The 14,223-nt window shown below is 57.0% G+C and carries 14 protein-coding genes; 4 read left to right on the top strand and 10 right to left on the bottom strand.

The window, feature by feature from the left end; translation table 11 throughout:
* Positions 1-17: 17 nt before the first annotated feature.
* From AC0L6A_RS12890 to AC0L6A_RS12870, 5 genes are all read right to left on the bottom strand, one after another.
* The gene (locus tag AC0L6A_RS12890; protein WP_473290586.1) at positions 18-863 is read right to left on the bottom strand and encodes an ABC transporter permease; all 846 of its coding nucleotides are present in this window, start codon (positions 861-863) and stop codon (positions 18-20) included.
* Positions 860-1,795, bottom strand: a complete 936-nt coding sequence (locus AC0L6A_RS12885; RefSeq protein ID WP_473290584.1) for an ABC transporter permease — start codon at positions 1,793-1,795, stop codon at positions 860-862. Before AC0L6A_RS12885 ends, AC0L6A_RS12890 begins: the two co-directional genes overlap by 4 nt.
* Entirely contained in the window at positions 1,788-2,570 is a 783-nt protein-coding gene (locus AC0L6A_RS12880; RefSeq protein ID WP_473290582.1) for an ABC transporter ATP-binding protein, read from the bottom strand. Before AC0L6A_RS12880 ends, AC0L6A_RS12885 begins: the two co-directional genes overlap by 8 nt.
* A 2-nt stretch (positions 2,571-2,572) precedes the next feature.
* Complete coding sequence (gene hydA, locus AC0L6A_RS12875; protein ID WP_473290580.1) at positions 2,573-4,027, bottom strand: dihydropyrimidinase; 1,455 nt, start codon at positions 4,025-4,027, stop codon at positions 2,573-2,575.
* A 78-nt stretch (positions 4,028-4,105) separates the two neighbouring features.
* The gene (locus tag AC0L6A_RS12870; protein WP_473290578.1) at positions 4,106-5,353 is read right to left on the bottom strand and encodes a Zn-dependent hydrolase; all 1,248 of its coding nucleotides are present in this window, start codon (positions 5,351-5,353) and stop codon (positions 4,106-4,108) included.
* A gap of 200 nt (positions 5,354-5,553) precedes the next feature.
* Here AC0L6A_RS12870 and AC0L6A_RS12865 point away from each other — a divergent pair, with 200 nt between their 5' ends.
* Both AC0L6A_RS12865 and AC0L6A_RS12860 read left to right on the top strand, forming a co-directional pair.
* Complete coding sequence (locus AC0L6A_RS12865; protein ID WP_473290576.1) at positions 5,554-6,192, top strand: TetR family transcriptional regulator C-terminal domain-containing protein; 639 nt, start codon at positions 5,554-5,556, stop codon at positions 6,190-6,192.
* Positions 6,192-6,818 (top strand): TetR family transcriptional regulator C-terminal domain-containing protein, encoded by a 627-nt coding sequence (locus tag AC0L6A_RS12860; protein WP_473290574.1) that lies wholly within the window; start codon positions 6,192-6,194, stop codon positions 6,816-6,818. The genes AC0L6A_RS12865 and AC0L6A_RS12860 overlap by 1 nt, the downstream gene beginning before the upstream one ends.
* On the opposite strand, the gene AC0L6A_RS12855 is transcribed toward AC0L6A_RS12860, so the two are convergent.
* From AC0L6A_RS12855 to ychF, 4 genes are all read right to left on the bottom strand, one after another.
* Positions 6,799-7,689: a DMT family transporter gene (locus AC0L6A_RS12855; protein WP_473290572.1), complete on the bottom strand. Its 891-nt coding sequence runs from the start codon at positions 7,687-7,689 to the stop codon at positions 6,799-6,801. The two genes, AC0L6A_RS12860 and AC0L6A_RS12855, sit on opposite strands and share 20 nt — an antisense overlap.
* A 7-nt stretch (positions 7,690-7,696) precedes the next feature.
* Positions 7,697-9,001, bottom strand: a complete 1,305-nt coding sequence (preA, locus tag AC0L6A_RS12850) for an NAD-dependent dihydropyrimidine dehydrogenase subunit PreA (RefSeq protein WP_473290571.1) — start codon at positions 8,999-9,001, stop codon at positions 7,697-7,699.
* Positions 9,001-10,341, bottom strand: coding sequence for an NAD(P)-dependent oxidoreductase (locus tag AC0L6A_RS12845; RefSeq protein WP_473290570.1), 1,341 nt, complete (start codon positions 10,339-10,341; stop codon positions 9,001-9,003). The genes preA and AC0L6A_RS12845 overlap by 1 nt, the downstream gene beginning before the upstream one ends.
* Positions 10,342-10,528: 187 nt before the next feature.
* Complete coding sequence (ychF, locus tag AC0L6A_RS12840) at positions 10,529-11,626, bottom strand: redox-regulated ATPase YchF (protein WP_473290568.1); 1,098 nt, start codon at positions 11,624-11,626, stop codon at positions 10,529-10,531.
* Between the two features lie 100 nt (positions 11,627-11,726).
* Here ychF and AC0L6A_RS12835 point away from each other — a divergent pair, with 100 nt between their 5' ends.
* Positions 11,727-12,143, top strand: coding sequence for a VOC family protein (locus AC0L6A_RS12835; protein ID WP_473290567.1), 417 nt, complete (start codon positions 11,727-11,729; stop codon positions 12,141-12,143).
* A gap of 59 nt (positions 12,144-12,202) precedes the next feature.
* Positions 12,203-12,994, top strand: a complete 792-nt coding sequence (gene trpA, locus AC0L6A_RS12830; RefSeq protein WP_473290565.1) for a tryptophan synthase subunit alpha — start codon at positions 12,203-12,205, stop codon at positions 12,992-12,994.
* Here trpA and AC0L6A_RS12825 read toward each other — a convergent pair whose 3' ends face one another.
* Positions 12,995-14,212, bottom strand: coding sequence for an NAD(P)/FAD-dependent oxidoreductase (locus AC0L6A_RS12825; protein ID WP_473293492.1), 1,218 nt, complete (start codon positions 14,210-14,212; stop codon positions 12,995-12,997).
* Positions 14,213-14,223: the final 11 nt, after the last annotated feature.

Genomic DNA, 14,223 nt, shown 5'->3' with positions numbered 1-14,223 from the left:
ATTTTTATTGGGTTTACTCAGCCTCTTTGAGATGGGTGCCAGAACGTCACCTTCTTTTCTATCCAAGCCACAGCACCATAAAATGCGGTGCCTGCCATTGCGGCCACGGCGATCTCGGCCCAGACCAGATCAATAGACAGGCTGCCGACGCCAGTGGAAATGCGAAATCCCATGCCGCGCGTGGGGGATCCGAAATACTCGGCCACGATAGCACCGATAAGCGCCAAGGTCGCGGCAACTTTCAATCCATTGAAGATGAACGGCATCGCTGCGGGGATACGCAGTTTGATTAGGGTAGAAAAATAGCCAGCCGCATAGGTTTTCATTAGGTCGCGCATCATCGCATCGGTCTCACGCAATCCCTGCACGGTGTTCACGAGCACGGGGAAGAAGACCATCACGACCACGACTGCGGCTTTTGAATGCCAATCAAATCCGAACCAACTGACAAGGATCGGGGCCACGCCGACAATGGGAAGGGCTGCAACGAAGTTTCCGATGGGCAGCAGCCCACGGGTCAGGAATGGCGACTTGTCGATCAGGATGGCGACAAGAAACGCCGCTGCCGCACCGATGAAATAGCCGCGAAGCGCGCCTTTCAGGACGGTTTGTTTGAAGTCCACCCACAGCATGCCGGTCGACTTGGCAAATGTTTCTGCCACGTCGGACGGCGCAGGTAGGATTGCTGCCGAGACGTTGAAGGCATGAACCAATGCCTCCCACGCGACGATAAGTGTCAGGCCGAAGATGATTGGCACCAGATAGCGGACCAGCGTCGTGTTGGCCCATTTAGAGCGCACCATAGCGACATTCGCGGCCCACGCTGCCATCCAAAAGATAAGGGCAATGATCAACCAACTCATGAGCGCATCCCCATCTTGCGCAACAGCACATGCTGCGTTCGATCAATCAGGGTGACGAGCAAGCCCGCCAGAATGGCAGCTGCAAACAGGGCAGACCAAATGGCCAGCGGCGTGCCAAATTGATCCCCGATCAAGATGCGTGCACCAAGACCACTGATTGCGCCGGTTGGAAGTTCACCAACAATGGCCCCAACAAGCGCCGCGGCAATCCCGATCTTAAGCGACGTGAAAAGATAGGGCAGGGACGCCGGAAGGCGTAGTTTCAAAAACCGCTGCGTCCCGGACGAGCTGTAGGTTTTCAAAAGGTCCAACTGCTCTCCAGTCGGAGATCGCAGCCCTTTCACCATGCCCACAAGTACCGGGAAGAAACACAGGTAAGATGAGATGAGCGCCTTCGGAAAGCCGCGCCCTTCGATCCCGACTTGGGACGACAAGACGATGATCATCGGGGCAAGCGCCACGATAGGAACCGCTTGCGAGATGATGGCCCAAGGCATCACTGACATCTCGATCACACGGGACTGCACGATGGCAATGGCGCCGATGATCCCAATGGTTGTGCCCAGTACGAAGCCCCAGAAGGTCGATTGAAGGGTGATCCAGCCGTGGTAAATCAACGATCGCTTGGACCATGTGCGGCCCTTCAGGACCATCGCGCCCGTGGTTTTCCAAAGCTCTTGTCCGACCTGAGTGGGGGTCGGCAGCCTTGGCCGATCCAGATCATAGCCGGCAGTGATGTGGTCGCTGTTCTTGGCCATCAACACCCAGCTAGATACCTCGCGCCGTTCCACGGGCGTTTCGGGCGTGACGGTTTCGCCCGCCCGATCCGCCTGATCCAAAGCAACGCGGATGTTCATGGGCGCGACCGCCAGATACCAGATGACGACGATGGCCGCCAAAACCGTCAGGACTGAAAGCGCGGTTTTAGTCATAAGAATGCCCCGCGCGCAGTCCTTCACGCACCCTGTGGGCCACGTCCAGGAACTCTTGCGTGTCACGTATATCCAAGGGCCGATCCTTGGGCAGCGGGCTTTCGATCACATCCGAAATCCGTCCGGGACGCGGTGACATGACAACGATCTTGGTCGACAAATACACGGCCTCGGGGATCGAGTGGGTCACGAAAGCAATCGTCTTTTCGGTCTTGGCCCAAAGCTGCAAAAGCTGCTCATTCAGGTGATCACGCACGATCTCGTCCAGCGCGCCGAACGGTTCGTCCATCAACAATATGTCCGCATCAAAGGCCAGCGCACGCGCGATCGAGGCGCGTTGCTGCATGCCACCTGACAGTTGCCATGGGAACTTCTTCTCGAACCCCTCTAGATCAACCAATTCAAGCACACGTTTAATCCGTTCGTCCTGATCTTCTTTCGGGTAGCCCATGATCTCAAGCGGCAGGCGGACGTTCTTGCCAATCGTGCGCCATGGATACAGGCCAGCGTGTTGGAACACATAGCCATAGGCGCGCGATTTGCGTGCCTCGCGCGCGGACACACCATTGACGGTGATCGTGCCGCCCGTGGGCTCTTCAAGGTCTGCCATGCAGCGCAGAAAAGTGGTTTTCCCGCAGCCCGACGGGCCGATGAAGCTGACAAAGTCACCCTTGTTGATATCCAGCGACACGTCTTTCAGCGCATGCACTGGACCGTCATTGGTTTGAAAGGTCAGCGAGAGATTCTCGGCCTTAATCGCCGTTTCTGTAGTCAAAGTCAGACCCCTGTCGCCGGAATGCCGGTGCGTTTGACCGGCTGCGGCGCAGTCAGTTCTTTCCATTTGCTCAGCGCGGTGTTGACGGTCGCATTCGGCTCGCGCTCGACAAACTTGCCGTGGCCTTCCTGTGTGCGGATTTCGCCGTCATGCACCGCAACTTGGCCGCGCGACAGCGTGAAACGGGGCAGACCTTTGACCTTGTGACCTTCGAACACGTTGTAGTCGATGGACGATTGCTGGCTGCCTGCCGCGATGGTCTTTTCCTTTTCAGGATCCCACACAACAAGGTCGGCATCCGCGCCCACCAGAACCGCGCCTTTACGCGGATAGCAGTTCAGGATTTTGGCGATGTTGGTCGAGGTCACAGCGACGAATTCATTCATCGTCAGGCGACCCGTTGCCACGCCATTGGTCCACAGCATCGGCATTCGATCCTCAAGCCCACCTGTGCCGTTTGGAATCTTAGTGAAATCCCCCACGCCAAAGCGTTTCTGCTCCGTGGTAAACGCACAATGGTCCGTCGCGACAACCGACAGACTGCCCGATTGTAGACCGGCCCACAGGCTGTCTTGATGCTTTTTATTGCGGAAGGGCGGCGACATCACGCGGCGTGCAGCGTGGTCCCAATCCTTGTTGAAATACTCGCTTTCATCCAGCGTCAGGTGCTGGATCAGCGGCTCGCCCCACACGCGTTTGCCTTGCATCCGCGCGCGGCGGATGGCTTCGTGGCTTTCCTCGCAGGACACATGCACGACATAAAGCGGTGCACCGGCCATATCGGCGATCATGATCGCGCGGTTGGTGGCTTCGCCTTCGACCTGAGAGGGGCGCGAATAGGCGTGTGCCTCGGGCCCGGTATTGCCCTCGGCCAACAGCTTGGCGGACAGTTCGGCAATCACGTCGCCGTTCTCGGCATGGACCATCGGGGTTGCACCGAGTTCGGCCAGTCGGTTGAACGAGGAATAGAGCTCGTCATCATTCACCATCAACGCGCCCTTATAGGCAAGGAAGTGCTTGAACGTGTTGATGCCGCGCTCTTGCACGACGGTTTTCATGTCGTCGAACACTTGCTCGCCCCACCATGTGACCGCCATGTGGAACGAATAGTCGCAATTGGCGCGGGTCGATTTGTTGTCCCAGCGCTTCAGCGCGTCCAGCAGGCTTTCACCTTGGTTGGGCAGAGCGAAATCGACAACCATCGTGGTGCCGCCCGCAAGTGCTGCCCGCGTGCCACTTTCGAAATCGTCCGAGGAATAGGTGCCCATGAACGGCATTTCGAGGTGCGTATGAGGGTCAATCCCGCCGGGCATGACGTAGCAGCCCGTCGCATCCAGTTCCTTATCGCCCTTCAGGTCCGGCCCGATCTCAATGATCTTGCCGCCCTCGGTCAGAACGTCGGCCTTGTATGTTAGGTCAGCGGTTACAACGGTTCCGTTTTTGATGACTGTGGTCATATCAATCCTCCCAGTGGATGACGCCGGTTGATGCTGTCACTCGATTGGGCGAAGCATCTTTGCGCCATAGCTATTTGTTCAATCGACGATTTCCGCCGTCGCCAACACCGCATGCATCAGCACATCCGTGCCAGCTGCGGCCCATTCCTTGGATATGTCCTCGGCCTCGTTATGGCTTAGACCATCCACACAGGGGCACATGATCATGGCTGTTGGATAGATCTCGTTGATCCAGCAGGCGTCATGGCCCGCGCCAGAGACGATATCCATGTGGCTGCAGCCCAGTTCCTCGGCCGCATCGCGCACGGCTTTCACGCAGCCTTCGTCAAAGGCGGGTGGGTCGAATGTTCCGACCATCTCCCAGCTCATCTCGACACCGATATCGGTGCAAAGCTTCGGGGCACGTTCGTCGAATTCAGAGATCATCGCGTCGATGACCTCTTGCAGATGCGAGCGGAAGTCGACGGTGCAGACGACCTTGCCGGGGATGATGTTGCGCGAATTTGGATAAACGTCGACATGACCGATGGCACCCACTGCATTTGGCTGGTGCTTCATCGCGATCTCGTGGACCAGTTCGGTGATCAGGGCCAATCCGCGCCCCGCGTTGATCCGCATGGGCATGGGGGTCGAGCCTGTGTGGCTTTCCTTGCCCACGATGGTTACTTCCAGCCAGTTCAGCCCTTGGCCGTGGGTAACGACACCGATGTCCTTGCCTTCGGCTTCCAGAATGGGACCTTGTTCAATGTGCAGCTCGAACATGGCGTGCATCTTGCGCGCGCCAACCTCTTCGTCGCCGACCCAACTGATACGTTTCAGCTCGTCTCCGAACTTCAGGCCTTCAGCATCTTCGCGATCATAGGCCCAATCTTGCGTGTGCTTGCCCGCAAACACGCCGGACGCCAGCATGGCAGGCGCAAAGCGCGTGCCTTCTTCGTTGGTCCAGTTGGTCAGAACAATCGGATGCTTGGTTTTGACGTTCAGGTCATTCATCGTGCGGATGGCTTCCAGCCCGCCCAGCACGCCCAACACGCCGTCATACTTGCCGCCCGTAGGCTGCGTATCCAGATGTGAGCCCATATAGACGGGCAGGGCGTCGGCGTCTTCGCCGGCCCGCGTGGCAAACATGTTGCCCATCGTATCAAGACCCATCGTCATGCCCGCCGCTTCGCACCACGTCTGGAACAACGTGCGTCCTACGGCGTCTTCGTCGGTCAGGGTCTGGCGATTGTTGCCGCCCGCGATGCCGGGGCCGATCTTGGCCATCTCCATCAGACTGTCCCACAGCCGATCAGGATCGATGCGCAGGTTTTTCCTGTTGGTCATATTCATCTCCCTTTGGGTACGCATGAATGTCGTGGCGGATTATAGATTCCGTCTTAGCCTCAGGCTGGCGGATTTCTGCACGATCGGTCAACATTTTTCTGACCGACCGTGCAGAATATGTCTGTTTTCCCTGCAAAACTCGTGCCAAAAGGAAAGACATTGCGCGTTTTTTGCGCAGAAATTTGGTGCAAAGTGCAAACGTGAGCAAATCGACAACGGGCATCCAGAGCCGTAATCGGCAAGAGGTGACGGCGCGAATTCTGACCGCCGCCGAACGCGTGTTTGCCGATTTTGGCTATGCTGGGGCCTCGATCAGCCGCATTGCTGCGGTGGCGGGTATTCCGAAGTCGAACGTCGTTTATTACTTCGAAACCAAAGAAGCGCTGTATCGTCGTGTCGTGGGCGAAATCTTCGATATCTGGCGTGACGCGGCGGACAGCATTGCTGTCGACAATGATCCGGTTTGTGCGCTGGGCGACTACATCGATACCAAGCTGGATCTTGCCCGTACGCGACCGTATGGTTCTAAGGTCTGGGCGAATGAGATCATTCAGCGCGCGCCCATCGTGCAGGATTATCTTGAGGATGAACTCAGGTCTTGGACCGAGGACAGGATTGTTGTCATCAACACGTGGATTGAACGTGGACAGATCCGCCCAATCAGCGCGCGTCATCTGCTTTATGCGATTTGGGCCACGACGCAGCATTATGCGGATTTTACCCATCAGATTACCACGCTGAACGAAGGGGTTGAGCTGTCTAACCGCCAGTGGGACGAGACCAAAACCGCGGTGAAAGATCTGCTTTTGTCCGGTGTTCAGAAGCACGAGGGTGCGTAATGGCACGGGCTGGAAGTACCGCGCGTAAGACGCGCAATCAGCTGGAAAAACGGCAGGCGATTTTTGAAGCCGCGCTTGATGTGTTCTCAGAAAAAGGCTTGCGTGGCGCGACGTTAGAGCAGGTTGCCAAGGCCGCCGGACTGTCCAAGCAGAACGTGGTTTATTACTTCAATGGGAAAGACGAGATCTATTCCGAGCTTCTAGAAAGCCTTCTTGAAGTTTGGGTGCAGCCGTTGCGCGATATGTCAGCGGATGGCGATCCAATGGACGAGATCCTGACCTATGTCTCGCGTAAGGTTCAGATGTCGCGTGACATGCCCCGTGAAAGCCGGTTGTTCGCAACCGAGATTTTGCATGGCGCGCCACGTTTGGGCGATGTATTGAACTCGGAGTTGAAGCAGCTTGTGGATGAAAAGGCCGCCATCATTCAAGACTGGATGGACGCGGGAAGGCTTGCCCCACTGGACCCACATCACTTGATCTTCTCGATTTGGTCAATGACGCAGCATTATGCGGATTTTGATGTGCAGGTGCGGTCTGTCCTTGGTCCTGAAAGGTCTGCAACGCGGTTCGAAGATGCTGAGCGTTTCATCAAAGAGATGTTGATCAGGACCCTTCGGACCTAAGCAGCATCAAAAGCGCGACCAGTGTTGCCCCGACTCCCAGCAGAAGCATTATTGGCTGCGTGGCATCGTGTAACAACAAATCCCACAAGACCACCCAACTTGGCACAAGATAGGTATAAGCCATGACCTTGCCTGCGGGCAGGCGCTGGGCCGCGTATTGAAGCAGGAAAAAGGACCCGGCTGTGGCCGCAACGGCCAGATAGACGATCACCAGCCAAACCACGGGACGTATCGACGTATAGTCCGTCGCGATCAGGTCTGGTGCGCCGTAAATCGCCGTGACAATCAGCGCCCCAAGGATGGTTCCGATTGAGGTTTGCACTGGCTTCACGTCATAAGCCAGTTTTCGGGCGAGGGCAGGGACCATGGCATGGGAGAAAGCCCCGAGTGTGAAGAGCGCTTCGCCAAAGCCGATTTCGAACCTCAAGAGCGCATTCAGATCAGCGCGGAAGATGACCCAGATGGCTCCTGCCGCGCCGATGGTCAGGGCGACTAATGTCCAACGGCAGGCGTGTTGTCGGGCGATTAGAAAACCGAACCCGGCCGCCATCAGAGGGGTCAGCGTGAAGACGGCAGCGGTAGATACGGCTGATGTCACACGCAAGGCTTCGAACATGGTGATGAAATAGACGGCCATCAGCCCACCCATTAGCCCGAAGCGCCAGAAGCGCTGAAATACTGGGGCCAGCGGGACCCGCATCGCTTTCGCGACAGCCATCAGCAGCGCCGCCGCCAAAGCAAATCGAACAGTGCTAAGCGCGGCTGGGGCCATGTCACGAGCTACGATGTGCCCAAAGGTAAACGACAACGACACCAGCATCGAAAAGCTGAGCATCGCCAGATGGCCCTGCCGGGAGAGGGACAGGGCCATCTCAGCCTTACTCAGCGGCTGTTGCGCTTGGGTTGTTTGGGTGGGTAGTCCAGTTGGCATACTCCTCCTTTACAACCGTTCCGGTTCGTTCATCCATCGCGCCGGGCGCAATGGTTTCCATTGTGATACAGCCTTCAACCGGGCAGACATTGACGCACAAGTTGCAGGCGACACATTCGTCATCCTTCACGTCAAACACCCGATCCTCTGACATGCTGATTGCCTGATGCGAGGTGTCTTCGCAAGCCGCATAGCAGCGCCCGCATTTGATACAATCATCCTGACTGATCCGCGCTTTGGTCACGTGGTTCAGGTTCAGATATTGCCAATCTGTGACGTTGGGAACAGCACGTCCGACGACCTCGTCGATCGAATTGTAACCTTGTTCATCCATCCATTGGCTCAGACCTGTGATCATCTCTTGCACCACTTTAAACCCATAGGTCATAGCAGCTGTGCAGACCTGCACGTTGCCAGCCCCAAGTGCCATGAATTCGGCCGCATCGCGCCATGTGGTGACGCCGCCGATGCCCGAAATTGGAAGGCCGTGCGTGCCGGGATTGCGTGCAATCTCGGCCACCATGTTCAGCGCAATTGGCTTCACCGCGGGACCGCAATAGCCACCATGGGTGCCTTTGCCGTCGATCATGGGTTCGGGTGCCATGGCATCCAGATTGACGTTGGTGATCGAGTTGATGGTGTTGATCAGGCTGACCGCATCCGCGCCGCCATCCTTTGCCGCCTGAGCGGGCATCAGGATGTTGGTGATGTTGGGTGTTAGCTTCACAATCACCGGCAGGTCGGTGGCTTCTTTGCACCAACGCGTGACCATCTCGATGTATTCCGGCACCTGACCGACGGCAGATCCCATACCGCGTTCGGCCATCCCGTGTGGGCAACCGAAATTCAGTTCGAACCCATCACAGCCCGTTTCTGCGATGCGCGGAATGATCTCTTTCCACGCTGCTTCTTCGCACGGCACCATAACGGAGGCGATGAGCGCGTGATCAGGATAGTCCTTCTTCACGCGGGTCATTTCCTCAAGGTTCACCTCAAGCGGGCGGTCGGTGATCAGCTCGATATTGTTCAAACCCAGCAGGCGACGATCCGCGCCGTGAATCGCGCCGTAACGCGGGCCATTGACGTTGACGACCGGGGGCCCTTCCATGCCGAGCGTTTTCCACACGACGCCACCCCAACCGGCTTCGAACGCGCGGCGCACGTTGTATTCCTTGTCGGTGGGCGGGGCGGAAGCCAGCCAGAACGGGTTCGGTGATGAAATTCCAAGAAAGTTTGATGTCAGATCGGCCATTAGCTTGCTCCCATCAGGCTGGCGTGAATGTCCATGGCCGCATCGCGGCCTTCAGCAACGGCTGTGACGGTCAAATCGTCCCCGCCTGAGGCACAATCGCCCCCGGCCCAGACGCCTTTGGCGCTGGTGCGTTGAGTGTCGTCGACAGCGATCTTGCCGCCGTCCAGCGCAAGCGCATCAGGTGTGCTGCCCAGTTTCTGGCCAATGGCTTTAAACAGCTGATCGGCTGGCAGCGTGAAGGTCTCATTCAACGTGACCAGCTTGCCATCCTGCGTTTCAGTGTAGGCGAAGGTGACGCCAGTCAGCGACCCGTTGCCTTCAATTCCAACAGGGGTGGCATTGCAGATGAGCGTGACGCCCTTTTGCTGTGCCAGATCCTGTTCAAACTCGGATGCCGCCATAGCGTCTTGGCCGCGACGGTAAACAATTGTGACGTCCTCGGCCCCAAGCAGTTTGGCTTGCACGCCTGCGTCAATCGCGGTCATACCGCCACCGATCACCACAACGCGCCGACCGACGGGCAAGGTGGACATGTCGCTGGCTTGGCGCAATTCAGCAATGAAGTCGACCGCGTCCGAGACGTTGTCTTTGTCTTCACCGTCCATGCGCAGGGCATTCACAGCGGAAAGCCCCATGCCAAGGAAGATGGCGTCAAAGTCGTCTTGCATCGCGTCCATGGTGATCGATTGGCCAAGGCTTTGATCATAGCGGATGTCGATCCCGCCGATGGACAGCAGCCAATCCAGTTCGCGCTGGGCGAAGTCGTCGGTAGACTTGTAAGCGGCGATGCCAAATTCGTTTAGGCCGCCCCCTTTGGCGCGCGCTTCAAACACCACAACGTCATGACCCAACATGGCCAAACGGTGGGCGCAGGATAGACCTGCGGGGCCAGCGCCAACGACGGCAACTGTTTTACCTGTTTTATCGGCGCGGGCGAATGGGTGTGCATTCGCAGCCATCACTGTATCGGTGGCAAAGCGTTGCAAACGACCGATTTCGACGGGCTTACCTTCGGCTGTTTCGCGCACGCATACCTCTTCGCAGAGCGTTTCTGTGGGACAGACCCGCGCGCACATGCCGCCTAGAATGTTCTGTTCCAGAATGGTCTTCGCTGCGGCCTCGGGTGTGCCTGTGGCGATCTGACGGATGAAAAGCGGAATGTCGATCGAGGTCGGACAGGCCGTCATGCACGGCGCGTCGTGGCAAAAATAGCAGCGATCCGCGGCTACCAGAGCTTCGTGTTCGTCATAAGCGGGGTGAAGGTCTGTGAAATTATCGGCAACTTGCGTTGGGTCTATTCGCCCAGCTGCAACACCGTTTTCCCTGTTGATATGTGCCATAGCTACGTCCTTGAATTGGCTTTGGTCCAATCAGTAAGGCACAGAACTAAAAGTTTTACCAGATGGTAAAATAAATTGACGATGAAACCCATTCGCCCGTTGTGACGAGGTTGGCATTGGAACGAAACCAATGAAAAAAGCCGCAGCGCTTCCGCTACGGCTTCTGAAATTCTGCGTTTAAAGGGGGTTAGGCGTTGAACAAGAAGTGCAGAACGTCGCCGTCTTTGACAGTGTATCCCTTACCCTCGGCACGCATCTTGCCTGCATCCTTGGCTCCGTTTTCGCCGCCAAGCGCCACGTAATCATCATATGCGATGGTTTCAGCCCGGATGAAACCGCGTTCGAAATCGCCGTGAATCACCCCAGCGGCCTGAGTCGCCATGGTGCCTTCTTTGATGGTCCAGGCGCGGGCTTCTTTCGGGCCGACGGTGAAATAGGTTTCCAAATGCAACAGCTCATAGCCCGCGCGGATCAGACGATCGAGGCCTGCTTCCTTCAGGCCAAGTTCTTCCAAAAACATCTCCATGTCGTCGGCGTCTAATTGGCTGATTTCCTCTTCAATCTTGGCAGAGATCACGACAGATGCAGCACCCTGAGAAGCGGCCATCTCCTCGACCGCCTTTGAATAGGCATTGCCAGTTGCCGCATCCCCTTCGTCCACGTTGCAGACGTAAAGGATCTTTTTCGAGGTCAGAAGCTGCAGCATTTGCCACTGCTTACGATCTTCTTCATCCACGTCGACGGTGCGGGCAGGGCGGCCATCTTCCAGCGCTTCCTGTGCCGCTTTCATCAGGCGTTCCTGTTGAACGGCTTCTTTGTCGCCACCGCGCACCTTGCGTACGATGTTCTGAAGGCGCTTTTCGATGCTTTCCAGATCGGCCAGCATCAGCTCAGTCTCGATCACTTCGGCGTCTTCGACCGGGTTCACGCGTCCATCCACATGGGTCACGTCGCCATCGTCAAAGCAGCGCAGCACATGGGCAATGGCGTCGGTTTCGCGAATGTTGGCCAGAAACTGGTTGCCCAGACCTTCGCCTTTGGATGCACCTTTTACCAAACCGGCGATGTCCACAAAGGTCATGCGAGCTGGAATAATCTCTTTCGACGTTGCGATCTCGGCCAGCTTGTAAAGGCGGCTGTCGGGCACGTTCACTTCGCCCACATTGGGTTCAATGGTGCAGAAAGGGAAGTTGGCAGCCTGCGCCGCAGCCGTTTTGGTCAGCGCGTTGAAAAGCGTTGATTTGCCCACATTCGGCAGACCCACGATACCCATCTTGAAACCCATCACGGCCTCCGTCGTTGAAACACTCGCGCGTTCTAGGGCTTTGACAGGCTGGGCGCAAGCGTGGTGGAATTGAAAGACATGAAACGGAGGAGGACGACTCATGCAGCCTATTCCCTATGTATTTTTCAAAGACAGCGCCCGCGCGGCCATGACCCGTTATGGCGAAGTGTTCGGCGCCGCGCCCGAAATCATGTCGTTTAAGGACATGCCCGAGGAGGACCGCGCCCAAATGCCAGGGGTGCCCGATGACGCCGTGATGCACGCGGGGATTGCGATTGGCGATGGTTGGCTTTTCGCAAGTGATGACCCAACCGGCGAGCCACCCGAGATGTCGGGCTGTAATGTCTGTGTGTCGTTGGCGGGTGACGATGAAACGCGACGCGTGTTCGACGCGCTTGCCGACGGTGGAGAGGTTCGCATGCCGCTTACGCCGATGTTCTGGACGTCATTGTTCGGTACGCTTACCGACAAGTTTGGTGTGCGTTGGATGATTATGGCCGACAGCGAGTATCAGTGAGCCATTGATTTTCCCGTCCCGCTTGGGCAAACCGGGCGGGACCAAGGAAAGGACCGGGCATGACTCGCATCGACGCCAAATTCGCCGCGCTTAAGGAACAGGGCCAAAAAGCCTTCGTTAGCTACATTATGGGCGGCGACCCGGATATGGCGACCTCGCTTGAGGTGATGAAGGGGTTGCCCGCCGCTGGCGTGGATATTATCGAGCTTGGTATTCCGTTCACCGACCCAATGGCCGATGGCCCGACCATTCAACTGGCCGGTCAGCGGGCTTTGGCGGCTGGGATGACCCTGCAAAAGACGCTGGATATGGCGGCCGAGTTCCGCAAAGGCGACGACACCACCCCGATTGTTCTGATGGGATATTACAATCCTATCTACAACCGAGGTGTGGATACGTTCCTTAAGGATGCAAAGGCTGCCGGCATTGACGGGCTGATCGTTGTGGACCTTCCGCCTGAAGAAGATGAAGAGCTGTGTATTCCCGCCCAGAAAGCCGGTCTGAATTTCATTCGCTTGGCCACGCCGACCACAGATAATAAGCGCCTGCCCAAGGTGCTTCAGAACACCTCGGGCTTTGTTTATTACGTGTCTGTCACGGGCGTAACAGGCTCGGCCGAGGCGCAGTCGGATGATGTTGGCCCGGAAGTGGCACGCATCAAAGCGGCAACTGACATTCCTGTTATCGTGGGGTTTGGCGTCAACACGCCCGAGAAAGCTCAAGCCATTGCAAGCATCGCAGACGGTACCGTCGTCGGATCAGCAATCGTGTCGAAAATCGCAGCAGGCGAGCCCACTGCGGACGTTCTGGCATTTGTCAAAACGCTGGCGGATGGCGCACATCGTGGCTGATCAGATCACTGCGCTTTCCCCAAACGGGATGCCCGTTACAATCCGTTCATAGCCAAAGGGCGAAAGGTCCATGCTGCGATAGCACCCATGGCAAATCAGCTCTGCCAATCCGCGCCCCATGGCCGGGGCTTGCTGTAGGCCGTGCCCCGAGAAGCCATTGATAAAGTGGAAGTTTACCAAATCGGGATGCCCCCCTAAGATCGCATTCTGATCAAGCGTGTTATACGCATAGTGACCAGTCCATTCGGTGACAATCTTCAAAGCTTCGAACTGAGGGATGCGCGTCGCAACATGGGGCCAGATGTGGTTTTCCCAGATGCTGTGATCCATATGAAAGTCGTCCGGGTCGGCGGTGGTATCTTCTTCTGGGGCCGCCCCAATCATATAGGTTTCCGGCCCGTCCTGACGGAAGTGGATGCCACTTGGGTCCACTGTCAGGGGCAAGGGGCGATCCAGGGGATCAGCGGCACTGACCACCCAAGTGAACCGTTTGCGGGGCTCAACAGGGACGTCCAGCCCAGCCATTTTTGACAAGCTAGCCGCGCGTGGACCAGCAGCGTTTACCAGCTGCCCACATCCAATTTTGGTGCCATCTGACAAGCTGACAGATGTCGCACGCGCGCCTGAAGTTTGCACAGCGGCAACCTCGCCTGACAGATACTCAACTCCGGCTTCAAGCGCCTTTCGACGGAACCAGCCGAACAACGCACCGCCGTCCCAATAGCCTTCATCTTTGCCGCCATGGCTGCCCAAGATGATGTCGTCCAAGTTGTAGAAAGGATAGGCCTCTGCAAGCTCGTCACGTGATAAGATGCGAGTTGACGCACCAAGCTTACATTGCATGGCCTGCGCAGCTTTCAACGCGTTTGCACGCTGATCCGTGTCGGCCAGATAGAGATACCCGAAATCTTGCACACCAAGGTTTTCAACCCGCTCATCTCCGCCCATTTGCGCGCGCAGATCTTTGATGAACTCCAGAGTGAACTGCGAAATTTGGACATTCAGAGGCTCGGAAAATTGCTGGCGGATGCAGGAATTCGTGTGCGCGGTCGAGCAATGTGCAAAGCTCGGATCACGTTCAATGACCAGTATGCGTCCATCAAAATCCGGGTCCCGCGAAAGCCACCAGGCAACCGAGGATCCCATCATTGCACCACCCACAATGACCACGTCATATGTCGCGTGCTCGGGCGCATTGGTGAAAACCTGACGGGTCATCGGTCCCCCCA

It is taken from the genome of Aliiroseovarius sp. D2-2 (assembly GCF_055809455.1).
The sequence above is the reverse complement of the archived record's forward strand: the minus strand, read 5'-3'. Positions and strand labels throughout refer to the sequence as shown.

Coding starts and splice junctions, on each gene's coding strand:
- AC0L6A_RS12845 (WP_473290570.1), bottom strand. CDS start 10,341: ATGGCACATATCAACAGGGAAAACGGTGTTGCAGCTGGGCGAATAGAC.
- AC0L6A_RS12885 (WP_473290584.1), bottom strand. CDS start 1,795: ATGACTAAAACCGCGCTTTCAGTCCTGACGGTTTTGGCGGCCATCGTC.
- AC0L6A_RS12860 (WP_473290574.1), top strand. CDS start 6,192: ATGGCACGGGCTGGAAGTACCGCGCGTAAGACGCGCAATCAGCTGGAA.
- AC0L6A_RS12870 (WP_473290578.1), bottom strand. CDS start 5,353: ATGACCAACAGGAAAAACCTGCGCATCGATCCTGATCGGCTGTGGGAC.
- preA (WP_473290571.1), bottom strand. CDS start 9,001: ATGGCCGATCTGACATCAAACTTTCTTGGAATTTCATCACCGAACCCG.
- ychF (WP_473290568.1), bottom strand. CDS start 11,626: ATGGGTTTCAAGATGGGTATCGTGGGTCTGCCGAATGTGGGCAAATCA.
- AC0L6A_RS12855 (WP_473290572.1), bottom strand. CDS start 7,689: ATGGCCCTGTCCCTCTCCCGGCAGGGCCATCTGGCGATGCTCAGCTTT.
- AC0L6A_RS12825 (WP_473293492.1), bottom strand. CDS start 14,212: ATGACCCGTCAGGTTTTCACCAATGCGCCCGAGCACGCGACATATGAC.
- trpA (WP_473290565.1), top strand. CDS start 12,203: ATGACTCGCATCGACGCCAAATTCGCCGCGCTTAAGGAACAGGGCCAA.
- AC0L6A_RS12890 (WP_473290586.1), bottom strand. CDS start 863: ATGAGTTGGTTGATCATTGCCCTTATCTTTTGGATGGCAGCGTGGGCC.
- hydA (WP_473290580.1), bottom strand. CDS start 4,027: ATGACCACAGTCATCAAAAACGGAACCGTTGTAACCGCTGACCTAACA.
- AC0L6A_RS12835 (WP_473290567.1), top strand. CDS start 11,727: ATGCAGCCTATTCCCTATGTATTTTTCAAAGACAGCGCCCGCGCGGCC.